Origin of the sequence: uncultured Caulobacter sp. (genome assembly GCF_947036865.1) — a bacterium.
GTDB lineage: Bacteria > Pseudomonadota > Alphaproteobacteria > Caulobacterales > Caulobacteraceae > Caulobacter.
On record NZ_CAMQSF010000017.1, the window covers coordinates 13,345 to 37,044 of the forward strand.

The 23,700-nt window shown below is 69.7% G+C and carries 27 protein-coding genes and 1 pseudogene; 10 read left to right on the forward strand and 18 right to left on the reverse strand.

The features are described from left to right. Nucleotides 1-69: 69 nt before the first annotated feature. Complete coding sequence (gene prfA / locus Q0V34_RS11240; protein WP_297511744.1) at nt 70-1,140, forward strand: peptide chain release factor 1; 1,071 nt, start codon at nt 70-72, stop codon at nt 1,138-1,140. Nucleotides 1,141-1,143: 3 nt separating this feature from the next. Continuing rightward, nucleotides 1,144-1,911: a pseudouridine synthase gene (locus tag Q0V34_RS11245; protein WP_297511746.1), complete on the forward strand. Its 768-nt coding sequence runs from the start codon at nt 1,144-1,146 to the stop codon at nt 1,909-1,911. Here the strand turns inward: Q0V34_RS11245 and Q0V34_RS11250 are convergent. From Q0V34_RS11250 to Q0V34_RS11280, 7 genes are all read right to left on the reverse strand, one after another. Then, the gene (locus Q0V34_RS11250; RefSeq protein ID WP_297511748.1) at nt 1,908-2,072 is read right to left on the reverse strand and encodes a hypothetical protein; all 165 of its coding nucleotides are present in this window, start codon (nt 2,070-2,072) and stop codon (nt 1,908-1,910) included. The genes Q0V34_RS11245 and Q0V34_RS11250 overlap by 4 nt on opposite strands. A 203-nt stretch (nt 2,073-2,275) precedes the next feature. Continuing rightward, nucleotides 2,276-2,683 carry a hypothetical protein gene (locus Q0V34_RS11255; RefSeq protein ID WP_297511750.1) on the reverse strand — a complete coding sequence of 136 codons (408 nt, stop codon included), beginning with the start codon at nt 2,681-2,683 and terminating at the stop codon, nt 2,276-2,278. 13 nt (nt 2,684-2,696) lie between these two features. After that, nucleotides 2,697-3,836, reverse strand: coding sequence for a flavodoxin-dependent (E)-4-hydroxy-3-methylbut-2-enyl-diphosphate synthase (gene ispG / locus Q0V34_RS11260; RefSeq protein ID WP_297511753.1), 1,140 nt, complete (start codon nt 3,834-3,836; stop codon nt 2,697-2,699). A 90-nt stretch (nt 3,837-3,926) separates the two neighbouring features. Next, the gene (locus Q0V34_RS11265; RefSeq protein WP_297511755.1) at nt 3,927-4,982 is read right to left on the reverse strand and encodes a helix-turn-helix domain-containing protein; all 1,056 of its coding nucleotides are present in this window, start codon (nt 4,980-4,982) and stop codon (nt 3,927-3,929) included. Between the two features lie 159 nt (nt 4,983-5,141). After that, a complete protein-coding gene (ptsP, locus tag Q0V34_RS11270) occupies nt 5,142-7,406 on the reverse strand; it encodes a phosphoenolpyruvate--protein phosphotransferase (protein ID WP_297511757.1) in 2,265 nt (754 codons plus the stop codon). A 225-nt stretch (nt 7,407-7,631) separates the two neighbouring features. Further along, complete coding sequence (locus Q0V34_RS11275; RefSeq protein ID WP_297511759.1) at nt 7,632-8,051, reverse strand: hypothetical protein; 420 nt, start codon at nt 8,049-8,051, stop codon at nt 7,632-7,634. A 69-nt stretch (nt 8,052-8,120) separates the two neighbouring features. After that, nucleotides 8,121-8,711, reverse strand: coding sequence for a TetR/AcrR family transcriptional regulator (locus Q0V34_RS11280; protein ID WP_297511761.1), 591 nt, complete (start codon nt 8,709-8,711; stop codon nt 8,121-8,123). A 143-nt stretch (nt 8,712-8,854) separates the two neighbouring features. Here Q0V34_RS11280 and Q0V34_RS11285 point away from each other — a divergent pair, with 143 nt between their 5' ends. Then, complete coding sequence (locus Q0V34_RS11285) at nt 8,855-9,208, forward strand: darcynin family protein (protein ID WP_297511763.1); 354 nt, start codon at nt 8,855-8,857, stop codon at nt 9,206-9,208. A gap of 3 nt (nt 9,209-9,211) precedes the next feature. Here Q0V34_RS11285 and Q0V34_RS11290 read toward each other — a convergent pair whose 3' ends face one another. The 4 genes from Q0V34_RS11290 to Q0V34_RS11305 all read right to left on the reverse strand — a co-directional run bounded on the left by Q0V34_RS11290 (nt 9,212) and on the right by Q0V34_RS11305 (nt 13,009). After that, entirely contained in the window at nt 9,212-10,135 is a 924-nt protein-coding gene (locus tag Q0V34_RS11290) for a DMT family transporter (protein ID WP_297511766.1), read from the reverse strand. A 47-nt stretch (nt 10,136-10,182) separates the two neighbouring features. Then, the gene (locus Q0V34_RS11295; RefSeq protein WP_297511768.1) at nt 10,183-10,647 is read right to left on the reverse strand and encodes a hypothetical protein; all 465 of its coding nucleotides are present in this window, start codon (nt 10,645-10,647) and stop codon (nt 10,183-10,185) included. Nucleotides 10,648-10,820: 173 nt separating this feature from the next. After that, nucleotides 10,821-12,068 (reverse strand): aspartate kinase, encoded by a 1,248-nt coding sequence (locus tag Q0V34_RS11300; RefSeq protein WP_297511770.1) that lies wholly within the window; start codon nt 12,066-12,068, stop codon nt 10,821-10,823. 116 nt (nt 12,069-12,184) lie between these two features. Next, a complete protein-coding gene (locus Q0V34_RS11305) occupies nt 12,185-13,009 on the reverse strand; it encodes a hypothetical protein (RefSeq protein ID WP_297511772.1) in 825 nt (274 codons plus the stop codon). A 193-nt stretch (nt 13,010-13,202) separates the two neighbouring features. On the opposite strand from Q0V34_RS11305, the pseudogene Q0V34_RS11310 reads away from it, so the two are divergent. The 4 genes and pseudogenes from Q0V34_RS11310 to Q0V34_RS11325 form a co-directional block, all read left to right on the forward strand. Beyond that, nucleotides 13,203-13,327, forward strand: a pseudogene (locus Q0V34_RS11310) (hypothetical protein); the annotation flags it as partial. 124 nt (nt 13,328-13,451) lie between these two features. Next, nucleotides 13,452-14,204, forward strand: a complete 753-nt coding sequence (gene ubiG, locus Q0V34_RS11315) for a bifunctional 2-polyprenyl-6-hydroxyphenol methylase/3-demethylubiquinol 3-O-methyltransferase UbiG (RefSeq protein WP_297511774.1) — start codon at nt 13,452-13,454, stop codon at nt 14,202-14,204. Nucleotides 14,205-14,332: 128 nt separating this feature from the next. Further along, the gene (locus Q0V34_RS11320) at nt 14,333-15,352 is read left to right on the forward strand and encodes a glycine zipper domain-containing protein (RefSeq protein WP_297511776.1); all 1,020 of its coding nucleotides are present in this window, start codon (nt 14,333-14,335) and stop codon (nt 15,350-15,352) included. Nucleotides 15,353-15,466: 114 nt separating this feature from the next. Continuing rightward, nucleotides 15,467-15,766, forward strand: a complete 300-nt coding sequence (locus Q0V34_RS11325) for a glycine zipper 2TM domain-containing protein (RefSeq protein WP_297511778.1) — start codon at nt 15,467-15,469, stop codon at nt 15,764-15,766. 209 nt (nt 15,767-15,975) lie between these two features. On the opposite strand, the gene Q0V34_RS11330 is transcribed toward Q0V34_RS11325, so the two are convergent. Continuing rightward, entirely contained in the window at nt 15,976-17,460 is a 1,485-nt protein-coding gene (locus tag Q0V34_RS11330; RefSeq protein WP_297511780.1) for a globin-coupled sensor protein, read from the reverse strand. Nucleotides 17,461-17,652: 192 nt separating this feature from the next. Here Q0V34_RS11330 and Q0V34_RS11335 point away from each other — a divergent pair, with 192 nt between their 5' ends. Beyond that, nucleotides 17,653-18,042: a PAS domain-containing protein gene (locus Q0V34_RS11335; RefSeq protein ID WP_297511782.1), complete on the forward strand. Its 390-nt coding sequence runs from the start codon at nt 17,653-17,655 to the stop codon at nt 18,040-18,042. Between the two features lie 7 nt (nt 18,043-18,049). Here the strand turns inward: Q0V34_RS11335 and Q0V34_RS11340 are convergent, their stop codons facing one another. From Q0V34_RS11340 to Q0V34_RS11355, 4 genes are read right to left on the reverse strand one after another with little or no spacing between them, the layout of a single operon-like run. Further along, nucleotides 18,050-18,484, reverse strand: coding sequence for a DUF1178 family protein (locus tag Q0V34_RS11340; protein WP_297511784.1), 435 nt, complete (start codon nt 18,482-18,484; stop codon nt 18,050-18,052). A gap of 12 nt (nt 18,485-18,496) precedes the next feature. Then, nucleotides 18,497-19,351, reverse strand: a complete 855-nt coding sequence (locus tag Q0V34_RS11345; RefSeq protein ID WP_297511786.1) for a carbon-nitrogen hydrolase family protein — start codon at nt 19,349-19,351, stop codon at nt 18,497-18,499. Then, the gene (grxC, locus tag Q0V34_RS11350) at nt 19,348-19,602 is read right to left on the reverse strand and encodes a glutaredoxin 3 (protein WP_297511788.1); all 255 of its coding nucleotides are present in this window, start codon (nt 19,600-19,602) and stop codon (nt 19,348-19,350) included. The genes Q0V34_RS11345 and grxC overlap by 4 nt, the downstream gene beginning before the upstream one ends. Nucleotides 19,603-19,629: 27 nt before the next feature. Beyond that, nucleotides 19,630-20,412: a ComF family protein gene (locus Q0V34_RS11355; RefSeq protein ID WP_297511790.1), complete on the reverse strand. Its 783-nt coding sequence runs from the start codon at nt 20,410-20,412 to the stop codon at nt 19,630-19,632. Between Q0V34_RS11355 and Q0V34_RS11360 the strand changes: the two genes are divergently transcribed. After that, entirely contained in the window at nt 20,411-21,322 is a 912-nt protein-coding gene (locus tag Q0V34_RS11360) for a methyltransferase domain-containing protein (RefSeq protein WP_297511791.1), read from the forward strand. The genes Q0V34_RS11355 and Q0V34_RS11360 overlap by 2 nt on opposite strands. On the opposite strand, the gene Q0V34_RS11365 is transcribed toward Q0V34_RS11360, so the two are convergent. Both Q0V34_RS11365 and mutT read right to left on the reverse strand, forming a co-directional pair. After that, nucleotides 21,319-21,495, reverse strand: a complete 177-nt coding sequence (locus Q0V34_RS11365) for a Flp family type IVb pilin (RefSeq protein WP_297511852.1) — start codon at nt 21,493-21,495, stop codon at nt 21,319-21,321. The two genes, Q0V34_RS11360 and Q0V34_RS11365, sit on opposite strands and share 4 nt — an antisense overlap. Then, nucleotides 21,474-21,878: an 8-oxo-dGTP diphosphatase MutT gene (gene mutT, locus Q0V34_RS11370; protein WP_297511793.1), complete on the reverse strand. Its 405-nt coding sequence runs from the start codon at nt 21,876-21,878 to the stop codon at nt 21,474-21,476. The genes Q0V34_RS11365 and mutT overlap by 22 nt, the downstream gene beginning before the upstream one ends. A gap of 424 nt (nt 21,879-22,302) precedes the next feature. Between mutT and Q0V34_RS11375 the strand changes: the two genes are divergently transcribed. Further along, a complete protein-coding gene (locus Q0V34_RS11375) occupies nt 22,303-23,694 on the forward strand; it encodes a DEAD/DEAH box helicase (protein ID WP_297511795.1) in 1,392 nt (463 codons plus the stop codon). Nucleotides 23,695-23,700 lie beyond the last annotated feature (6 nt).

The window sequence follows — 23,700 nt, forward strand, 5'->3', positions numbered from 1 at the left end:
ACGATTTCATCCGAAGCCGAAAGGTTCTACAGAGACCGACCGTTCTTCCCAGCCTTGCGACGACTTCCCTTGCGACTGCCCCAGGCCCGACTCGACCAGGTTCTCGACCGTTTCCGCGAAGTGGAGGCCCGCATGGGCGCGGCCACCGACGGGAGCGAGATCGTCAAGCTCTCCAAGGAGCACGCCGAGCTGAAGCCGGTGGCCGAGGCCGTCGAGCGCCTGGCCAAGCTGACCGCCGAGCGCGCCGAGCTCGACGCCCTGGCCGCCGATCCCGAAATGGCCGACATGGTCCGCGACGAGATGGACGCGCTCGACGAGAAGCTGCCCGTCCTGGAGCGCGAGCTGGCCCTGATGCTGGCGCCCAAGGACAAGGACGAGAACGCCTCGGCCATTCTGGAAGTGCGCGCGGGCACCGGCGGCGACGAGGCGGCGCTGTTCGCGGGCGACCTCTTCCGCATGTACCAGCGCTACGCCCAGCTGCACGGCTGGCGGGTCGAGGTCGACAGCGTCTCGGAAGGCGAAATGGGCGGCTTCAAGGAAATCGTCGCCTCGATCACCGGCGACGGCGTGTTCGGCCGGCTGAAGTTCGAGAGCGGCGTGCACCGGGTGCAGCGCGTGCCGGCCACCGAGGCGCAAGGCCGCATCCACACCTCGGCCGCCACGGTCGCGGTGCTGCCCGAGGCCGAGGACGTCGAGATCGAGATCAAGGAAAGCGACCTGCGGATCGACACCTACCGCTCGTCGGGCGCGGGCGGTCAGCACGTCAACAAGACCGACTCGGCCGTGCGCATCACCCACTTGCCGACCGGCGTGGTGGTGACCAGCTCGGAAAAGTCGCAGCACCAGAACCGCGCCCGGGCGATGAAGAACCTGAAGGCGCGCCTCTACGACATGCAGCGCGAGGCGCTGGACAGCGCCCGCTCCGAGGCCCGCAAGAGCCAGGTCGGCAGCGGCGATCGCTCCGAACGCATCCGCACCTACAACTTCCCGCAAGGCCGGGTGACCGATCACCGGATCAACCTGACCCTCTACAACCTGTCGCGGATCATGGAGGGCGACGCCCTGGACGACGTGATCAACCCGCTGATCGCCGAGGACCAGGCCGAGCGTCTGGCCAGCCTGGAAGAAAGCTTTAGCTAGGCCATGGCTTGGACCCGCACCTATGACGAGGCCGAGCCCCAGCGGGTCAATAAATGGCTGGCCCAGAGCGGCGTGTGCTCGCGCCGCGAGGCCGAGCAGCTGATCGCCGACGGCCTGGTGTCGATCGACGGCGCGGTGGTCGAGGACGTCGGCCGCAAGATCCAGCTGGGCCAGACCCTGACGCTGGCCGACCGCGCCACCGCCAAGCTCGACGGCACGCCGACCTATCTGATCCACAAGCCGCGCGGCGTGGTCTCGGCGCAGCCCGATCCTGGCCAGACGCCGGCGGCGCGCCTGCTGACCCGCGCGAACCTATGGGGCGACGCGGCGGGCGTGGCGATCCCGCAATCGGGCGACCTGATCCCGCCGGTCGGACGGCTGGACAAGGACTCGCGCGGCCTGCTCCTGCTGTCGCAGGACGGCGTGGTGGCCAAGGCCGTGATCGGGCCTCAGTCGGACCTGGAAAAGGAATATCGCGTCGCCGTGATGGGCGAGCTGACCGAAGAGAAGCTGGAGCTCCTGCGCTTCGGTCTGGAATTGGATGGCCGCGAGCTCAGGCCGGCGGACGTCGAGGTGATCTCCGACCAGCGCCTGAAGTTCGTCCTGCGCGAGGGCCGCAACCGGCAGATCCGCCGAATGTGCGAGCTCGTGGATCTGAAGGTGGTGGACCTGTTCCGCGTGCGGATCGGTCCGCTGGACCTGGGCGACATGCCCGAAGGCCGCTGGCGGCCGCTGACGGCCGCCGAGCGGGCGGCGCTGATCGGGGGTTAGCCGATCTGGTCGATGACCTCGGCGCGCAACTCGGCGCGGGTCATGCCGGGCCAGGCCCAGTCGGTCTGGGCCGGACGAACCGCCGACAGCGCGACGCGACGCGGCGTTTGGGTGCGAGGCTCGGGCCGGACGGCGGCCTCGCGGTGGGTAACGGTTTTCATGAAGTTCCAAACAGGGGCCGGCGAATTGGCGGGCCCAAAACAATAGAAAGATGGGAAATCGCCCCGGGCGGTCATTGACGGCGCGGGCCGAGCGAAGCGCGGCCTTGCGTCAGGGGACGCTTGAGCGGCGAGCGCGCATGGATGACAGATGGGGCGCCGCGTGTCCAGTTCAAGAGGCGCGACCGAGACGCCAAGCCGCGGCCTCAGCGCTTGACCTTGGAATACGGCACGAACGGGCCCAGGCTGACGAAGCCGCGCGGGAAGTGCGAGATCGAGTCGAGCAGCTGAACCGTCTCGGGCGCGCAGAGCTGGTTGCCGTAGGTCTTGGTCAGCAGCACGTCGTCCTCGCGCAACGAGGAAGCGCCGCCGCGCGGGCGGTTCACCAGGAGCTGGTTGCCCGGCAAGTGGTAGACGATCGCCACGCCCTCGATGATCTCGCTGCCCTGGATGTCGCTGAGGCTGACGCAGGCGACCGGCTTGCCGGCCACGCGGCCTTCCAGGCGCTGGGCCAGCTCGGCCTCGCCGGAGAGCCGTTCGCGCGGCGCGGCCGACGCGCTCGCCGCCGCCGCCAGGATCGCCGCCAGCGTCAAGCTTCTCGCCAAGCCTCGCATCACGTGTCTCTCCCTATTCGGCCGCCAGGGTCTCCGCGGCCTTCGCGGCCTGGATCTCGGCCGCCTTCTTCTCAACGAGTTCGACGATGTGATCGATCATCCCGTCGTTGGATTGTTTGTGGTCGGGCTTGCCGGCCATGTAGACCATGCCCGCCCCGGCCCCGCCGCCGGTGAAGCCGATGTCGGTCATCAGCGCCTCGCCGGGGCCGTTGACCACGCAGCCGATGATCGACAGCGACATCGGCGTGGCGATGTGGGCTAGGCGCTCTTCCAGCGCCTCGACGGTCTTGATGACGTTGAAGCCCTGCCGCGCGCAGGACGGGCAGGCGATGATGTTGACGCCCCGGTGGCGCAGGCCCAGCGACTTCAGGATGTCGAAGCCGACCTTGACCTCCTCGACCGGATCGGCGGCCAGCGACACGCGGATGGTGTCGCCGATGCCGGCCCACAGCATCGAGCCGATGCCGATCGCGCTCTTCACCGTGCCCGTGCGCGTGGCCCCGGCCTCGGTGACGCCCAGGTGCAGCGGGCAGTCGATGGCCTCGGCCAGCTGGTAGTAGGCGGCGACGGTCAGGAACGGGTCGGAGGCCTTCACCGAGATCTTGAACTCGTGGAAGTCGTGGTCCTGCAGGATGCGGGCGTGGTTCAGCGCGCTCTCGACCATCGCCTCGGGGCACGGCTCGCCGTACTTTTCCAGGAGTTCCCGTTCGAGCGAGCCGGCGTTGACGCCGATCCGCATCGAGCAGCCGTGGTCGCGGGCGGCCTGGATGACCTCGCGGACGCGGTCGGGCGAGCCGATATTGCCCGGATTGATCCGCAGGCAGGCCGCGCCGGCCTGCGCCGCCTCGACGCCGCGCTTGTAGTGGAAGTGGATGTCGGCCACGAGCGGGACCTTGGCCTCCCGCGCGATGGTCTTGAACGCCGCCGTGCTCTCGACGTCGGGACAGCTGACGCGGACGATATCGGCGCCGGCCTCCTCCAACTGACGGATCTGCTCCAGCGTCGCCTTGGCGTCGCTGGTGGGCGTGTTGGTCATCGACTGCACCGAGATCGGCGCGTCGCCGCCGACCTCGACGGAGCCGACGCGGATCTTGCGCGACGGGCGGCGCGTGATCTGGCGCCAGGGACGGACGTGGGTGTGGTCAGCGGCCATGCCGCTAATTTAGAGCCTACCGGCGCGGAACTGAAGGGTCCTTCCCGCTGATCGCCCGCGATTTCGCGGGCGAAGGCCGGGTCGATCGGCCTAGGGGCGGGGCGGCGCGACGGCGGGCGAGGCCGGCGCGGCGGCCTTGGGCGGCGGGATCAGCTTGGCGACCACCTGCACGCCGCCCGGCAGGCGGCTGCTCAGGGCGCCGCCGACATAGACGTCGAACGCGCCGGCGTCCGCCGCCTCGACCGACAGGCCGGGCGTGCGCGGCGCGCGATAGGCCTCGCCGGCCGAGAACCAGCGGGACAGATAGATCGCGCCGTCGGCGCCGCGCACCGTCAGGGCGGTGGCCTTTCGGGCCTGCAGCAGGACGCCGGAAGCCTCGGCCGGGGTCGCGCCCAGCACGGCGCCGCGCGCCTTGAACGGCGCGCCGAGCTTGAAGTCGTCGGCGGCGGCGCCGGCCTTGGCCTCGGCCTCCTCACGCGCCTTGGCCGCGACGTTCGCCGCGTCCACCGAACCGCCGTTGGCGGCGGCGTCATCGAGACCGGGAGTCTTGTAGGGCTCGGGCGTCGTCGACTCGACCGGCGCCGGCAGGGGCGCGCCCAGGGCGACGGAGCTGTTGTTGGCGTGCGCCTGGACCTGGGTCGAGGCGGCCGGCGGGGCGATCTGCGGCGGCGGCGCGTCCTTGGCGATGGCGCGCTGGGCCACGTTCCACAGCAGGATGGCGCCGACCACCAAGAGGCCGCCGGCCAGGATCAGGGCCAGGCGCGGGTCGCGCTCGCGACGCACGCCGACCGGCGCGCGCAGCTCGGCGCCCTCGTCGGGCGCGTCGTTCTTGAAGCGGGTGACGGCCGCCTCGGCGTCCAGGCCCAGCAGCGCCGCATAGGCGCGGACATAGCCGATGGTGAACGGACGCGACGGCAGGTCCTCGAGCCGCATGTCCTCCAGGGCCTCGATATAGCCCTGACGGATCCGCGTGCCGTCGGCGATGTCCTGGGTGGTCAAGCCGCGGAATTCACGGGCGGCCTTCAGGGCCATGCCGATGTCGGCGCCCTCGTCCAGCGAGGGTTGGGAGACGGCGACCGGCGCTTCGTCACGATCGGCGTCGGCGACGAGATGCAAACGCCTCACGTTGCCCGTATCCAGCGGCATGTCGACTTAACGCCCCCACAATTCGCGCGGCGCGCGAAGCGCGACGCTCCCCCCACTCCGCGTCCGCGCGGAGTTCTTAACAACTCTTGTTGAATATCAAACTAAGTAGCGGGATTCAATGTACTAAACGGTGACGCTTGGTTAACGGCGAAGCTCTGGTCACACGGCGACGTAAAGCTTGCGCGCCAAGGTCTCGATCTCGCCGCGCAGCGAGCCGCCGGAGCCCTTCAGCAGCGCCTCGACGTTGCGTCGGGCGGCCTCGCGATCCAGCGACAGCACCATCTGCTTGACGGGACCGATGCCGGCCGGCGGCATCGACAGGCCCTCGAACCCCAAGGCCACCAGGGCGAAGGCCTCCAGGGGACGGCCGGCCATCTCGCCGCACACGGACACCGGCGTGCCGGTGTCGGCGCAGGCCTGCTGGATGGTCTTAAGGGCCCGCAGCGCGGCCGGCGACAACGGGTCGTAGCGGTCGGAGACGCGCGGATTGCCCCGGTCCGCCGCGAACAGATACTGCATCAGGTCGTTGGTGCCGACCGAGACGAAGTCGGTCATCGGCAGAAGCGCGTCGAGATGCCACAGCAGCGACGGCGCCTCGACCATGGCCCCGACGTCCAGGCGGGCCGGCGCGGGACGCCCGCGCTTCAGGGCCCAGGCCACCTCCTGGTCGACGAACGCGCGGGCGGCGCGGAACTCGTCCACATTGGCCACCAGCGGGAACATGATCCGCAGCGGCCGGCCGGCGGCGGCCTTGACCAGGGCGCGGATCTGCATGCGCAGCAGGGCCGGGCGGTCCAGGCCCATGCGCACCGCGCGCCAGCCCAGGGCCGGATTGTCCTCGCGCTCCAGCTCCATGTACGGCAGCAGCTTGTCGCCGCCGAGATCCAGCGTGCGGAAGGTGACCGGCATGCCGTTGGCGGCCTCCAGCACCTTCTCGTAGAGCGCGGTCTGGGCCTCCAGACGCGGCAGCTCCTCGGCCACCATGAACTGGAACTCGGTGCGGAACAGGCCGATGCCCTCCGCGCCGGTCTCGGCCAGGATGTCGAGATCGACGGCCAGGCCCGCGTTCATCAGGAGCGTGATCTTGGCCCCGTCCTTGGTGATCGGCGGGGTGTCGCGCAGGCGGGCGAACTCGGCCTTGCGCTGGGCGCGGACCTCCATCCGGGCCTTCAGCGCCTTGACCACGTCGGGCCGCGGCCGCAGCCAAGCCTCCTGCGTCTCGGCGTCGACGACCACGGGGTCGCCCTCGTTGACCCGGTCGCGCAGGCCGGCCAGGCGGCCGACGCAGGGGATGTCCAGCGCGCGGGCCACGATGCCGGCGTGGCTGGCGGCGCTGCCCTCCTCCAGGAGGATGCCCTTCAGCTTGGTGCGGTCGTATTCCAGCAGGTCGGCGGGACCCAGGTTCCGGGCGATCAGGATCGCGTCGTCGGGCAGCACCCGCACGGCATGCACGTCGCCCGACAGGTGGCGCAGCAGGCGGTCGTTCAGGTCTTCCAGATCGTGCAGCCGCTCGCGCAGATAGGGGTCCCGCGCCTGGCCCAGCCGCGCGCGGTGCTCGGAGCGGACCCGCTCGACCGCCGCCTCGGCGGTCAGGCCCGAGCGCACGGCCTCCTGCAGGCCCCGGTTCCAGCCCCGGTCGTGGGCGAACAGCCGATAGGTCTCCAGCACCTCGTAGGAGGCGCCGACCAGGCCGTGCTGGCCCTCCAGCATCTCGTCGATCTGGGTCTGCAGCTGCTCGATGGCGTAGTTCAGCCGCGCTTCCTCGGCCAGGGCGTCGTCGGACAGCAGGGTCTCGGGCGCGACCGGCGCCTCGTGCAGCACCGCCACGCCATAGGCCAGACCCTCGGCGAAGCGCGAGCCCTTCAGACGCTCGGGCTTGTGCGGCGCCAGCTCGACGTCCTTCAGCTCGTCGGCGCCCAGAAGCTCGCTGGAGCTGACCATCTCGGCCAGCACCATGGCGATGATCTGGAGGTCCTCGACCTCCTCCTCGTCATAGATCCGCTCGGTGCGGTTCTGGACAACCAGCACGCCGATCGCCCGCCCGCCGCGCAGCAGCGGCACGGCCAGGAAGGCGTGATAGGGATCTTCGCCGGTTTCCGGACGGTACGAGAACGAGGGGTGGCTGGCGGCGTCCGACAGGTTCAGCGGCCGGCCCAGGCGCATGGTCTCGCCGACCAGGCCCTCGCCTGGCTTCAGCCGGGTGACGTGCACCGCCTCGCGCGCCAGGCCCTCGGTGGCGAACAGCTCGAGATCGCCCGAAGCGCGGCGCAGATAGATCGAGCAGACCTCGGCCACCATCGAGATGGCGATGGTGCGCACCACCATGTCGAGCTTGGCCTGGGCGGGTCCGCCGCCAGCCATGGCCTCGCGGATCTGCCGCAGCAGACTGCGTGGTCCTCGAACGGCGATGCCGGATGCGGCCATGACGCCCTTACGCGCTCCCTCTCCCGAAACCGACTTAGCCCAGCTTCAAGCGCGAGGGGTTAAGACGGCGTCGTCCTCTAGATGGGGGCTAGCGCAGATTCCGCTCGCGGGATAGCCGCTGGCGTCAACCGAACGGCGATTAGGTGTGAAGGCGCGGAAAAGCGCCGCCCCGGGGTCGGGGCGGCGCAGGTCGCGCTAGAGGAGGGATCAGGACTCCAGCGGCGTTTAGCGGCGATAGCCGTAGGCGTAGCGGTTGTCGTAACGGGCGTCATAGCGGTTGTCGTACCGGTCATAGCGCGCGTCGTAGCGATCGTAGCGGCGGCCGTAGGCGTCGTAGGCGTAGCGCCCGTTGTCGTAGCGCCCGTTGTCGTAGCGCGGCGCGTAGCGGTGCTCGTAGCCGTAGCGGCGGTCGTCATACTTGTCCCGGGCCGTGGTGGCGCCGAGGGCGGCGCCGGCGACGGCGCCGATGGCGACCGCGTCGCCCTTGCCGTGGCCCAGGGCCGCGCCGGCGACGCCGCCGAGCACCGCGCCGATGATGGCGCGATCGGTCTTCTCGCCAGCGAAGGCGGCGGTGGCGGGGGCGACCAGCGCGCCGGTGACGGCGACGGCCAGGACGGTCTTGGTGATCTTGCCGAAGGTGTTCATGGCGGGGCTCCTATCTCCGTTGATAGGGGTTGTAGGCCCCCGCGTCTGAATGGGGTCGGGACCGGTCGTTCAGGTGGCGTTTAGGTTCGGACACGCGCTCTCCGCGCCCGCGTCCCAGGTCAGATAGCCGAACACCGCCCGTTCCAGCCGCCGCGACAGGCTTTCGCGATCGGGCGCGCGCTCGCGGCCCTCGGCGTCGACCAAGGCGCGGGTCAGGCGCAGGAGATCGGCCGCCGCTTGGCTCAGGTCCAGATGGGCGAGCGCGCCGCCGCCGCGGCGCAGGACGCCGACGATCGCCGACAGAATCGACCGCTCGGCGGCCTCGGTCTCGTCGTCCAGCGGCAGGCGCGCCTCCTCGAAGTCCAGGATGCGCGCCAGATTGGGGAAATCCAGCTGATGGCCCACGGCCACGGCGATCAGCCGCGACACCGCCGCGCGCCAGTCCTCGCCGGGCCGCTCGACCACCGCGGCGGCGACCTCGGCGGAAAAGCGGCCGGCGTCGCGGCGCACCAGGGCGGCCATCAGCGCGTCCTTGCCCGGGAAGTACTGGTACAGCGAACCGACACTGACACCGGCGACGGCGGCCACGGCGTTGGTGTTGAAACGCTCCAGCCCCTCGCGCTCCAGAATGCGAGCCGCCCCGTCCAGGATCACCTCCACCGTGGCGCTCGAACGCTTCTGGCGCGGGCGTTTGCGCGGGCTCAGAGGGTCCCGCCCCCGCCCCTCCGGATGCGAGTAGGCCATATGTGATGGAAAGCTCACATTCGTGGCGCGGTCAATGACGGCCGCGACCGGAGACGAACATGAGCACCGATCCTCAAACCATGACGCTCTTCATGCTGGTGCGGACCTCGCCCGCCTGGCTGGCCCTGCCGCCGCCGGAGCGCTTCGCCTTCTTCCACGCCCATGTCGAGCCGTTGCTGACGGCCCAGCCCGCCGTCAAGCTGCGGTTCTACGACGCCGAGTTCTACGACGCCCGCGTCTCGGACGTGCTGGTCTGGGAGACCGCCGACCAGGCCGCCTATCGCGCGATCGTCGAGGGCCTGCGCGAGACGCCGTTCTGGGATCACTACTTCCACATCGTCGACATCATCCCGGCGATCGAGAACGCCTACGCCGACCACTACGACGCCAAGGTGATCGGCGCGGCGGCTTGACGATCAGGCCCTATGCAGCCGCGCCGACCAAGATACGCCAGCCAGCATCAGCACCATGGCCGCGCTCTCCAGGGGGCGCGGCCAGCGGGCCTCGTGCAGGAAGCCGTACAGCAGGGCGAACACCGTCTCGAACACGATCAGTTGGCCCGAGAGGCTGAGCGGCAGCAGCCGGCTGGCGGCGTTCCACAGACCGTTGCCGATCACCGAGGCCCCGATCGCCACCGCGAAGCTGACGCCCCAGAACAGGCCCCAGGCGCCGGCGGCGTGCGCCTTGCCGGCGACCGCGAAGGCCGGAACCACCAGGACCAGCGACAACAGGCCCGTGGCGACGCCGGTGAGCAGCGACCACTCGTGGCTGGTGAACTTCGGCGTGGCGGCCAGGCGCCGGGCGTTCCAGACGGCGTAGGCGGTCCAGACGGCCAGGGCCAGCAGCGCGCCCAGCAGCCCGACCAGCGTCCGCCCCGCGCCCGCGCGACCGGCGGCGGCGAAGGCGTCGAGATTGATGCATACCCCGCCGGCGACGATTAGGGCCAGCGGCCAGATCAGCCGGCGCAACGGCGTCCCCTCTCCCGGCCGCGCCCCGACCAGCGTGATGGTGACGGGCAGCAGCCCGATGACCAGCGAGGCCAGGGCGACCCCGGCGGTCTGCACCGCCACCGCAAGGCCGACATAGTAGACGAGGTTGCCCAGCAGGCTGAGCAGCAGGAGATCGCGCCAGTCGCGCCCGTCCATCCGGGCCATGACGCCCTTCCAGCTCGGGACCAGCAGCACGCCCGCCGCCAGCCCGTAGGCCAGGTACCGCCCGGCCGTCGCCTGCAGCGGCGTGAAATCGGCCAGCAGCCTCGGCGCCAGGAACACCCCGCCCCAGAACGCGCCGGCGATCACACCGCACAGCAGGCCGAGCAAGAGGTTGCGGGAGGGGGTCATGAAGACGTGTTAGCAAATCCTCTCGCCATCGGGGGAGGATCTAGGCGTCAACCATGCCCCGGCATCGCCAGCGGCTGGCTCGCGTCGGCCACCAGGCGGCGGGCCTGTTCCAGGGCCGCGTCGATGTCGTTCTCGATGAACTCGACCTCCAGGTCGGTCAGCGGATGCGGCGCCGCGATGGTGCCCCGCAGGTATTCGCGGCGCTCGGCCTCGGTCATCGACCACCAGCCGACGGTGTGGCCCTCCTCGATCACCGCGTCGCCCATGGCCAAGAGGTCGTCGGTGTCGAAGATCGGCTGGCCGATCTTTTCCGGAAAGCGCGGCTCGGCGTCGTTGACCACCCGGTCGAGGCGCTTGAGCAGGGCCGCCAGCCACGGGCTGATCAGCAGCGGCTTCTCGTAGCCGTCGCCGAACTTGGCGCGCAGCAGGAGGTCGAACAGGACCTTCAGCCCCTCGTCGCCCTGGAAGGTGACGGTCTTGGCCTCGGGATCGAACTTGAAGACGTCGGGCATGAGGGCTCCGTGGGCTCCGGCCCTGATAACGTCCGAACGCGACGTTTTCTTGCGGAAGACGGGTGCGTCCTTCGAGGCACGCTCAGGAGCGCGCACCTCAGGATGAGGACGTCTGTACTGAATTCCTCATCCTGAGGCGTGAGCCGAAGGCGAGCCTCGAAGGACGCAGCGAACTACAGCTGGTCCAGCCCGTACGCCGCGTGCAGCGCCCGCACGGCGAGCTCGGTATAGGCCGCGTCGATCAGCACCGAGATCTTGATCTCCGAGGTCGAGATGACCTGGATGTTGATGTTCTTCTCGGCCAGGGCGGCGAACATCGACTGGGCGACGCCGGCGTGGCTGCGCATGCCGACCCCGATCACCGAGACCTTGGCGACGTCCTCGTTGACCGCGACGGCCTCGAAGCCGATCTCCTTCTGGGCGGCCTGGACGATCTCGACCGCGCGGGCGGCGTCGCGCTTGCCGACCGTGAACTCCATGTTGGCGGTGTCGGCGCTGCGGGCGCGCGACTGCACGATCATGTCCACGTTCACATTGGCGTCAGCCAGGCGGCCGAAGATCTGCGAGGACACGCCCGGATGGTCGGGCAGCCCCAGCAGGGTGATCTTGGCTTCGTCGCGGCTGTAGGCGACGCCCGAGACGATGCGCTTTTCCATGATTTCTTCCTCGTCGCAGACGATCGTACCTTGGCCCGGCGCTTCACCGGGTTCGACGAAACTCGACAGCACCCGCACCGGCACGCGATGGGCCATGGCCATCTCGACCGAGCGGGTCTGCAGCACCTTGGCCCCCAGCGAGGCCATTTCAAGCATCTCTTCGTAGCTGATCTTGGCCAGGCGCTTGGCCTTGCTCTCGATCCGCGGGTCGGTCGTGTAGACGCCGTCCACGTCGGTATAGATGTCGCAGTCGCCCTTGACCGCCGCGGCGATCGCCACCGCCGAGGTGTCCGAGCCGCCCCGGCCCAGGGTGGTGATGCGGCGGTCGGGGGTCACGCCCTGGAAGCCGGCGATCACGGCGATCTCGCCGCTGGCGAAGCAGGCCTCGAGGTTCTCCGGCGGGATCTCCTCGATCCGCGCGCGGCCGTGGGCGGCGTCGGTCAGGATCGGCACCTGCCAGCCCAGGAACGAGCGGGCCTTGTGGCCCATGTTGCGCAGGGTCATGGCCAGGAGGCCGGCGGTCACCTGCTCGCCCGAGGCGACGACGGCGTCGTACTCGTCGTCCGACTCCGGCAGGCCTTGGGCCGCGCGGCCGGCGCCGTCGGTCCAGGCGACGAGCTCGTTGGTCTTGCCCGACATGGCCGAGACGACCACGGCCACCTGTTTGCCGGTGGCGACCTCGGCGGCGACCAGGCGCGCCACGCGGCGAATGCGCTCCAGGTCGGCGACCGACGTGCCGCCGAACTTCATCACCAACCGAGACACGTGCCTGCCACCTCGAAAACCGGTCAATTCTTGCGCGGAAGCCGGCTCATCGCCCCCGCCCGCGCAAGCCGCCGCCTTCTAGCGGCGTTGTCCAGGCGCCGCAATGCGTCATCGCATCATTTTCGCGCCGCGTGATCGTCCAGGACCGGCGGAAGCTTGAAGGCCACCACCTGACGGGTGGCGCGGTTGACGCCCCAGACCACGCGCGGCTGATAGGGGTCCCACGCGATCGCCTGGCCCTCGACCGGGATCGCCAGGGTCGCGACGAGGTCCAGCGTCGCCCCGCCCTCGGTCGGGACCCGCAGCGCGTACATCTCGGGCCGGTCGTGGCCGGTGACATAGAGCAGGCCGTCGTCGCCGAACGCCCCGCCCGAGCTGCTGTAGGGGGCCATGCGCTCTAGCACCGGCGCGGGCAGCAGCCACGCCCCGACCCGCCGCCACTGGTCGTCGAACTTGACCAGCGTCGTCCATCGATGGTCGCGCCCGGGCTCGCCGCCCTTGGCGTCGTAATTGGCGAACATCCCCCACCAGAAGCCGTCGTGGCGATCGACCCAGGTCAGCGACCCGGTCCCCGGCCCCAGCGGCACGACGCGCTTGTGGGTCATTTTCACCGGGTCGAAGATCTCGACCGAGCTGGTCTGGGGCACGCTGGGATAGTTGGAGCCGGCGCAGACCAGATCCTTGCCGACGATCAGGCAGGCGTTCAGGTGCTTGAAGCGGACGGGGTCGCCCTTCCACTCGGCCTGCTTGACGGCGGTCGCCTTGTCGTAGCGGGCGATGGTCCCGTTATCGATCGCGAAGAGGTGGGTCTTGTCGACCGCCACGCCCTGATTGGCCTCGGGCGCTTCCAGGCGGCGCGCCTCGGTCGTCTTCAGGCTCGGCTCCTGGGCCAGGGCCGGAGCGGCGGCCAGCAGCGCGGCCAGGATCGAAAGACGCTTCATGCGCGGAACCATCAGCCCGGACTCGGACGAAGTCGCAACTTGGACCAGGATTGTGACGATCAAACCTACTCCGGTCTTCCCCGCGCAAGCGGGATCCAAGCCGAGTTTGCGGCATAGTCCCCCGCGCGCGCCGCGACGTCGGACTCAGCCTGGGTCCCCGCTTTCGCGGGGAAAACGGCAGGCGGGTTTAGCCTTGAGTGTTGATAGCCTCTTCAGTGCCGTCCTCGCCCTTCGACAGGCTCAGGGTGAGGACGACTATAGGCCCCGCGGGCACAAAATCCTCATCCTGAGCCTGTCGAAGGACGAGGATTTCCATCCGGACCAACCTCCACACGCAACGTGAACTCAGCCCAACGGAGTAGGTGTTTTCGCGGTGAAGACGACGTAGGCGTGGGGGACGAGGATGATGCGCCGGCGGCCAAATCCCTCTAAACAAGCGCGCATGACAGACGCCGCCTCGCCCTCCTGGAGCATCGACCCCGCCGACGTGGCGCGGTTCTCGGCCATCGCCGCCGAATGGTGGGATCCCAAGGGCAAGTTCGCGCCGCTGCACGTGTTCAATCCCTGCCGCCTGGCCTTCATCCGCGAGCAGGCCCTGACGCGCTTCGGCCGCGACGGCGCCGCCCGCGCGCCGTTCGAGGACCTGTCCCTGCTCGACATCGGCTGCGGCGGCGGCCTGCTGTCCGAGCCGATGGCCCGGCTGGGCTTCTCGGTCACGGGCATCGACGCCTCGGAGAAGAACATCAAGACCGCCGCCACCCACGCGGCCGAGCAGGGCCTGGAGATCGCCTACCGCCCCGCCACCGCCGAACAGCTGCTGGCCGAGGGCGCGGGGCCGTTCGACGTCGTGCTGACCATGGAGGTCATCGAGCATGTCGCCGATCCGGGCGAATTCCTGCGGACCTGCTCCAAGCTGCTCAAGCCCGGCGGCCTGATGGTCGTGGCCACCCTGAACCGCACGCTGAAGGCCCTGGCCCTGGCCAAGATCGGCGCCGAGTACGTGCTGCGCTGGGTGCCGGCGGGCACGCACGACTGGCGCCAGTTCCTGAAACCCGAGGAGCTGCGCGCCTTCCTGGCCGGCGAGCCGGTCGAGATGCAGGGCCCGTTCGGCGTCAGCTACAGCCCTCTGACCGGCCGCTGGAGCCGCTCGACCGACACCGACATCAACTACATGATGACCGTCACCAAGGCCTGAAACGCGGGCCTTCGGGGAACTTCGCCGCGCCGGGAGCTTTTCCCATCCCAGGGACAAGAACCCGGATTGGCGACCCACCGTCGGGGGGTCGGACGTCGATCCGTTCGCGTGGGAACGGAGACCATCTCATGACTTGCAAGACCTTGGCCGCGATGCTGGCCGCGACGGTGGCGTGCGGCGCGATCGCCCCCGCCTTCGCCCAGGACTCGGCCTATCAGCGGAACCTGAGCGCCTACGACCAGCAGCGCTCGAACTATTACGATCGCGTCGCCGAGTATCAGGACCGCCAGGACGCCTACGAGCGCGATCGCGCCAACTACCTGCGGGCCCGCGACGAATACGACCGCCGCTACGGCCGCGGGGCCTATGACCGCCGCTATCCCAGCTACGCCGACCGCTACCGCGTGGCCCAGTATCGCGACAGCAACGCCTATTACGGCGAGCAGGCCGATTTCGAGCGCGCCCGCGCCAGCTACGAGCGCGCCCGCTACGACTATGACCGCCGCTATGGCGAGGGCGCCTATGACCGCCGCCATCCCGGCGAGGCCGACCGCTTCCGGGTCAGCGGCGTCAGCCAGGCCTCGGGCTACGACACGCGCTATGACACCGGCCGCGCCCAATGGGAGCGGGACCGCGATCGCTACTTCGCCGCCCGCGACGACTATGACCGCCGCTACGGCGCCGGCGCCTATGACCGTCGCAATCCGGGCGAGAGCGCCCGTTACGCCACGCCCTATGCCGGCGGCGCCTACAGCATCGACACCAACGCCAATGTCGGCGTCGACACCTGCCGTCAGGACGCCAAGCGCAACGCCACGGTCGGCGGCGTGATCGGCGCCCTGGCCGGCGCGGCCCTGGGCTCGAACGTCGCGGCCCGCAACGCGCGCCCCGAGGGCACCGTGCTGGGCGCCCTGGTCGGCGCGGGCGTCGGCGCGGCGGTCGGCAACGCCTCGGCCAAGTGCGACACGCGCGGCGCCTACTACACCTACGACCAGACCCAGCCCTATCGCTACAGCGACGGCCGCTACGCCAGCGCGGGCGAACGCTGCCGCCTGGCCCCGGCCCCGACCGAGTACAACGGCCGCGTCGAGCAGCGCTATGTCCGCGTCTGCCCCGACGCCGACGGCCGCTATCGCGTCGAGAGCTGATCCCGGCTCGCGCCCAGGCTCGAGCGTCGGGGATCCGACCAGCGGGAAACCCGTCGCCAGCTTGGGCGTTAAGACGCCGAGGGATTTCAACAGGGTAAGAACGGAGAGCTCGCCATGCGCGCCCATCTGAAAGCCGCCATCCTGGCCACCGTCGTCGGATTCACCGTCAGCAGCGTGGCCGTCACCGCCGCCGACGCCCAAGGCCGCCGCTATCGCGTGATGGTCTGCGACAAGTCCAAGGCCAAGAACGGCGCCATCATCGGCGGCCTGTCGGGCGCCCTGCTGGGCAACGTCGTCGCCGGCCACGGCGCCCGCACCGAAGGCACGCTGCTGGGCGGCGCGGTCGGCGCCGTCGCCGGTCACGAGATCGGCAAGGGCAAGCGCAAGTGTCACTACGAGTACCGGTATCGGTAAGGCGTAGAGCTTCTTGAGACGAACGAGGGCGGCGGATCGAAAGATCCGCCGCCCTTTTTCATGCGGTCTCCGCCGAACGCCCGAAGGCGACGCGCGGCCAGAGCGTGATAGCCGAAAGTGTGAGCGGTTTTCGCGGCTAGCACGTTCTAAAGGTTTGAAATCGAGCCTGTTTATCCGTTTCGAATGAGTCCATTCGAGACAGGCAGGCTCTAAGCGGCGGCCCTTCGCGCCGTCTCGCCCGCGCCGCCGCCGGTGTCGAAGCCCGCCACCAGAGCGGCCAGTTCGCCCGCGCCGCGCCGAAGGCTGGCGGCCTCGCTCGTCGCCTGGGAGACGCGCTGCGCGTTCTGCTGCGTGGTGGCGTCCATCTGCGTCATCGCGCCATTGACGTCGCCGAGATTGGCGGCCTGGCCGGAGGCGGCGTCGGCGATCCCCTGGATCAGCGTGTCGATCTCGGAGATTTGGCCGGTGATGTCGATCAGCGCTTCTCCCGTGCGCCCCACCAGCTCGACGCCGCGGGTCACCTGCATCGTGCTCTGGGCGATCACCGACTTGATCTCCTTGGCGGCCTCGGCGCTGCGCTGGGCCAAGGCGCGAACCTCGGACGCCACCACCGCGAAGCCGCGTCCCGCGTCCCCGGCCCGCGCGGCCTCCACGCCCGCGTTCAGGGCCAGAAGATTGGTCTGGAACGCGATCTCGTCGATGACGCCGATGATCTGGGCGATCTGGCCCGCGCCCTTCTCGATCTCGTCCATCGCCGAGACCGCGTCGCGGACCAGGTCGCTGGATAGCTCGGCCTTGCCCCGCGCGGCCGAGGCCGAAGCGGCGACCTGCTTGGCGCCTTGAGCGCTGGTCTTCACCGCCTTGGTGATCTCGTCGATGGCGGTGGCGGCCTTGACGATGTCGGCGGCCTGGCGCTCGGTGCGATGGGTCAGATCCTCGCAGGCCTGGGCGATCGCGACCGACCCGCGCTCGACATTGGTCGAGGCCCCGGCGATGCCCTTGATCGTGGACTCGAGCGTCTGGATCGCGGCGTTGAAGTCTTCGCGCAGCTGGGCGTATTCGGCGGGCAGGTCGTCGTTCAGGCGGTAGTTCAGCAGCCCCTCGCTGAGCGCGGCCAGCGCATGGCCCACGCTCTTGACGATCGCCTCCCGCTCCGTGCGGATCGCCTCGATCTCGGCCTTTCGCCGCGCCTCCTCGGCCGCGTGCAGATAGACCGACAGCGCGTAGTCGATGTCGAGCATCGCGGCCTTCACCAGGGCGCCCAGCTCGGCGGAGACCTCGGCGGGGCTAGCCCCCTTGCTCATGAAGCCCCGCGACCAGCGCGCCTCGACCAGCGCGTCGATCAGGCTCTCGACCACCACGGCGTAGCCGCCGATGTACCAGCGCGGTTCCAGACCGATCCGGGCGTGGACCTCGCCGATCGCGGTGACCGCGTTGACATAGCCCTGATCGAAGTCGCCCGTCAGGATGCGCTCCCAGTGGGCGACCTGCTTCTGCTTGGCGTGTTCGATCGCCGCCTGGTTCGGGAAGAACCGGATCGTCTCCGGGTTGTTTCGGACCTTGGCATAGAAACCGTCCATAGCCTGGCTCAAGCGCGCTCGGATCGTCGGTCCGATGGCCTTGATGCGGGCGCGAGCCTGGGCGTTCAGCCCCATGAAGCCCAGGCGCTCTTCGATCGTCTTGACGTCCGCCACGTCGGGATCTCGCTGTTATGGAGTGGAGCCTCCACTGGAGCGCCTGGAGCGTAAAGAAAGGCCTAATTGACACGTAGAGGGCGCTACATTTCGCGGGCTTTTACGACCTAAAGCCTTGTTTTGTGCGCATTCCGGGGAAGTTAATCAGACATTAATTAGCGATGCGGCACCATGGACTCTCGGGAGACCTCGATGCTGGACCACCTCGTTAAGATCTATGCCGATAGCGACATCGCTGTCATCGTGACGGACGCCAACTTCTCCGACGAGGGGCCGACGATCCTGTTCGCCAACGCGGCGGCTCAGCGCATGACCGGCTATGCGCGCGCGGAGATGGTGGGGCGCTCGCCCCGGATGCTGCAGGGCGCGGAGACCAGCCTTGCCTCGCGCAAGGCCTTGGCCAGGGCGATCCGCCAGAACGATCATTCGGCGGTAGTGCTGCGGAACTATCGCAAGAACGGAGAGCCCTACGACTGCGCGATCTCGGTGGAGGTGCTGCGCAACCGGGCCGGCGCGCCGGAACTGGCGATCGCCTTCGAACAGGAACGCCCCATCCGAGCGGGCCGCCGCCGGGCCGTCTGAGCCCCCCTCAGTTCACCTGCGTCTTCTTCGGCGCGGCCGGCGGCAGCGGGGCCACGCGCACGCCGTCCTCGATCAGCGCCTTGACCTCGGTCGGCGAGGCCTCGCCATAGATGCCGCGCTCCTCGGACTTGCCCTCGTGGATGGCGCGGGCCTCCTTGGCGAAGGCGTCGCCGACATAGTCGAAATTGTCCTCGACGTGGCGGCGGACCTCGGTCATGGCGGTCATCATCATCTCGCGCGTCTTGGCGTCGACGGCGGGGGCGGCGCGCTGAGCCTTGGTGCCGGTGACGGCCGGGGCCATGATCTGCTTGGACACCCCGTGCGAGCCGCATACCGGGCATTCGACGAGGCCCCGAGCGGCCTGGTCGTCATAGTCCGCCGACGAGCCGAACCAGCCCTCGAATTGATGAGCCTGATCGCACTGGAGCGCGTACTTGATCATGGTTGGTCGTGGTCAGGGTCCGACGAAAGACCGGGCGTTCTGGAGCGCCGGGATCGCCGCCCGCGCCGACAAAGCAGCGGGCAGGTCGAGGTCGGCCATCAACACGCCCGGCGCGTCGTGGTCAAGCCTGGCGATCACCTCGCCCCAGGGACCGACCACGATCGAGCGGCCCCAGGTGCCGCGACCGTCCTCGTGGACGCCGCCCTGGGCGGGCGCCAGCACGAAGGAGCCGGTCTCGATGGCGCGGGCGCGCAGCAGCACTTCCCAATGGGCCTCGCCGGTCGGCCGGGTGAAGGCGGCCGGAACCGTCAGCACCGTGGCGCCGGCCAGGGCCAGGGCGCGGTGCAGGGCCGGAAAGCGCACATCGTAGCAGATGGTCAGGCCGAGCCTGGCCCAGGGCGTGTCGACCGTCACCGCCCGCTCGCCCGGCGCGTAGGCCGACGACTCGCGCGCCGTCTCGCCCGGCTTGCCGTCCTTGGGGGGCAGGTCGACGTCGAACATGTGCAGCTTGTCGTAGGTCGCGACGATCGCGCCGGTGGGGTCGATGACCACCTGGCGGTTGGCGGCCTTGCCTTCGCCGTCCTCGCGCCGCACCAGAGCCGAGCCGATGTCGATCCAGGTCCCGGTCTCGGCGGCGATGGCGCGCAGGCCCTGGACGACGGGGTCGTCCTCCAGCGCCGTCAGGGCCGGCAGCAGCTTGGCGCGGTCCCTCTGCACGACATTTGTGCATTCGGGGGTCAGCACTAGTTGGGCCCCCTGCCCGATCGCCTCGCGCACCGGCGGCGCGACATGGTCCAGCGCCGCGGCGTGGGTCGCCGGCGTGCGGGTCTGGACGAGACCGACTCTCAAGCCCCCCTTGGTCGTCATGCGGCGAGCAGGCCGTCCAGCTTGCCCTCGCGCTCCAGAGCCATCATGTCGTCGCAGCCGCCGATGTGCCGGTCGCCGACGAAGATCTGCGGGAAGGTCGAGCGGCCCGACCGCTCCATCATCTCCTGGCGCAGCTTGGGATCCATGCCGGCCTCGATCTCGGTGAAGTCGGCGCCCTTTTCGCTCAAGAGAGCCAGGGCGCGGGCGCAGTAGCCGCAGAAGGGGCGGGTGTAGATGGTGACGTGGGCCATGCTCGAACTCGGAATCCTTGGTGAAGCTTATATAGGGCGCGCCTGGGTTTCTGTAACGCGCGCGACGACAGATAGGCTCACGGCCGCCGCGCCGGCCGCCAGAAGCGCCCGCGCGCAGCCCTCGGCCGTGGCGCCGGTGGTCAGAACGTCATCGATCAGGACGAGCCGCCGACCTTCGATCTGGCGCCGCCGGGACGGGGGCACGGCGAAGGCCGCGGCCACGTTGCGCCGCCGGCCCGAGGCGGACTTGCCGCCCTGGCTGTCGGTGTCGCGCCGGCGGACCAGGGCGTCGGGCAGATACTCGAGCCCCGCCATGCGGGCCAGCGGCCTCGCGATCTCGGCGGCCTGGTTGTAGCGACGGCGCAGCAGGCGGGCGCGGTGGACCGGCACGGGAACCACCGCCTCGGCTTCGGCCAGCAGGTCGGCGGCCGAGCGCGACAGCCAGCGGGCGAACAGGCCGGCCAGGTCGGCGCGGTCGGCATGCTTCAGCTTCAAAACGAGCTCGCGCGAGTGCTCGTCATAGACGCAGGCGGCGCGGGCCCGCTGGAAGGCCTTGGGCTTGGCCTGGCAGCCGGGACAACGGTCCAGCGCCGCCTCGGCATAGGGCATGGCCAGGCCGCAGCCGTCGCAGACCGGATCGTCCAGGAAGGTGATCTTCGAGAAGGCGCGAGGGGACAGGCCGCGGCTCAGCGCCGCCTCGCCGTCCAGGGTCGCCGGCGGCAGGATCAGGTCCAGCAGATCCCGCCCGAGGCTCATAAGACGCGGGCCGCCTTTCCAGATCGGTCCGGAATCGCCATGTTCCGCGCGCATGACCGCCTCGCCCCTGCTCTTCGACCGCGCCCTGCATCGCCAGCGCCTGGACCGCGCTGCGCCCGACTACGCGTCCGCCGACTTTCTGAAGGCGCGGGCGGCGCAGGACGTGGTCATGCGGCTGGAGACCATCCTGCGACGCTTTCCGGTCGCCGTCGACCTCGGCGCCAGAAACGGACATTTTTTCAATGCCTTGAGCGACAGCGACGCCCGCGCCAATCTCGACATCCTGATCGAGGCCGACCTGTCGGGACGGATGCTGGCCGGACGCGAGGGCCCGCGCGTGGTCGCCGACGAGGAGCGCCTGCCGTTCGGCGACGCGACGCTGGATCTGGTGGTCTCGACCCTGTCGCTGCACTGGACCAATGACCTGGTCGGCGCGCTGATCCAGATCCGCCGCGCCCTGCGGCCCGACGGCCTGTTCGTCGGCGCGCTGTTCGGCGGCGCGACGCTGACCGAGCTGCGCCAGTGCCTGCTGGCGGCCGAGGCCGAGCTGTCGGACGGGGCCTCGATGCGGGTCTCGCCGTTCGCCGACGCCATCGACGCCGCGGGCCTGCTGCAGCGCGCCGGCTTCGCCCTGCCGGTGGCCGATGTCGATCGGGTCAAGGTGCGCTACGCCCACCCGCTGAAGCTGCTCCAGGACCTGCGGGCCATGGGCGAGACCAGCGTGCTGCTGGACCGCTCGCGCAAGCCGCTGACGCGGCGCGTGCTGTTCCGGGCGATGGAGCTCTATGTCGAGCGCTTCGCCGAGCCGGACGGCCGCGTGCCCGCGACGTTCGAGATCGTCGCCGTCACCGGCTGGGCCCCGCACGAGAGCCAGCAGAAGCCGCTGCGGCCGGGCTCGGCCAAGATGCGGCTGGCCGACGCCCTGGGGGTCCAGGAGCAGCCGGCGGGGGATAAGGCCGGTTAGGTGCCGCTCAGCGTCGTGGCGGTCTTGGTGAAGGCGGTCTTGATGCCGCCGCTGACCAGGTTCAGGGCGCTGATGATGGCGATCGAGATCAGGACCACGAACAGGCCGACCTCGACGGCCGTGGCGCCCGATTGATCAGCCCAGAAGGCCTTCAGAGCACGTCGCGCAGCCAGGCGACCAGGGGCTCGTCCGCGGGCGGCATCGGATAGTCCGCGAGCTTGTCCGGTTTCACCCATGCCAGCGCCTCGTGCTCCCTGCGCGTCACCTGGCCCTCCCAGCGACGGAGCAGATAGAGTGGCATCAGGAGGTGAAAAGACTCGTAAGAGTGGGACGCGAAAACGAACGGCGCGAGACAGGCCTGGGCGACCTTGATCCCCAGCTCCTCGTCGAGCTCGCGGATCAGGCAGGCCTCGGGCGTCTCGCCGGCCTCGACCTTGCCGCCGGGAAACTCCCACAGGCCTGCCAGCTGCTTGCCCCTCGGCCGCTGGCAGATCAGCACCCGGCCGTCGACATCGATCAAGGCGGCGGCGGCGACGAGGACGATGGGCTTGGTCATGGGGCGGGTTTGGCCTCTGTCGCCGCGGACCGCAAGGGCGGATCGCCTCTCCTCCCCCGCCTGGGGGAGGTGTCGCGGCCGCGAAGCGCGCCGTGACGGAGGGGGTTGGTCATGAGTCAGCAGCGCCGGCGCTGAACCCCCTCCACCGGCTTCGCCGGTCCCCCTCCCCCAAGAGGGGGAGGAGAGCATCGCCTTGCCCCTTCCTTGACTTTCGCACCGCAACAAGCGATATCGGCGTTGCGCCACTTCGGCGCTATTGGCGCTCCAGCCGCGTGAGGGTCCGTTTTCGGGCCAGCCTGTCGAGCGCCTTGAGAGCTTTTCTCACCCGATCGCCCGTGCACGCGGGGCGCTCCCCTAACGATAGCCGAGGGGCCGCCGTGCGAGAACGCATGGGCCGCGTCGGCGCACGAAAGAACCAACACACGTGACTCAATTTTCCGACCTTGGCCTGGCCAAGCCGCTGCTGAAGGCGCTGGCCGAGAAGGGCTACAAGGAACCGACCCCGATCCAGGCCCAGGCGATCCCGGTGGTGCTGCAGGGCAAGGACCTCCTGGGCATCGCCCAGACGGGCACCGGCAAGACCGCCGCCTTCGCCCTGCCGATCCTGCAGCGCCTGGCCGAGGACCGCAAACCCGCGCCGCGCCGCGGCTTCCGCTGCCTGGTGCTGTCGCCCACCCGCGAACTGGCGACCCAGATCGCCGAGAACTTCAAGGCCTACGCCGTCCACATGGGCCTGTCGGTCCACACCATCTATGGCGGCGTGAAGTACGGCCCGCAGATGAAGGCCCTGGCCGGCGGCATCGACGTGCTGGTCGCCACGCCCGGCCGCCTGATGGACCACATGGCCGAGAAGTCGGCTACGGTCTCGGGCACGGAGATCTTCGTCCTCGACGAAGCCGACCAGATGCTGGACCTGGGCTTCGTGGTGCCGATCCGCAAGATCGCCGCCCAGCTGACCAAGAACCGCCAGAACCTGTTCTTCTCGGCCACCATGCCCAGCGAGATCGGCAAGCTGGCCGGCGAGCTGCTGAAGGATCCGGTGCAGGTCTCGGTGGCCCCGCAGGCCACCACGGTCGAGCGCATCGACCAGCGCGTGCTTTTCATCGAGGCCCAGCGCAAGCGTCCGCTGCTGGCCGAGCTGTTCGCCGATAGCAGCTTCTCGCGCACCATCGTCTTCACCCGCACCAAGCGCGGCGCCGACCGGGTGGCCAAGTACCTGAACGCCGCCGGCGTCGAGGCCGCCTCGATCCACGGCGACAAGACGCAAGGCCAGCGCGAGCGGGCCCTGGCCGCCTTCAAGGCCGGCGAGATGCGGGCCCTGGTGGCGACGGACATCGCCGCGCGCGGCATCGACGTCAACGACGTCAGCCACGTGATCAATTACGAGCTGCCCAACGTGCCGGAGGCCTATGTCCACCGGATCGGCCGCACCGCCCGCAAGGGCAAGGACGGCATCGCCATCAGCTTCTGCGCCGACGACGAACGCAGCCTGCTGAAGGACATCCAGAAGGCCACCCGCCAGACGATCCCGTCCTTCGACCGCCGCAACGACAAGCAGCTGGCGGCGGCCGCCGCGGTGGCCGACAAGCTGGTCCCGGCCGATCGTCATGTGGATCCGCGCAAGGCCGATCCGCGCAACGACGTGCCGTCCGAGCTGCGCCGCAAGCGCAACCGCAACCGGTCCGGCGGTCAGGCCGCCCAGGGTCAGAATCAGGGTCGCGGCCAGGCCAAGAAGGCCGCGCCCGCCCAAAACCAGTTCCGCGGCCCCAAGCGCCAAGCCGCCCCCGCGGCCAAGAGCTGGACCCCGCTGGACTAGCTGTCC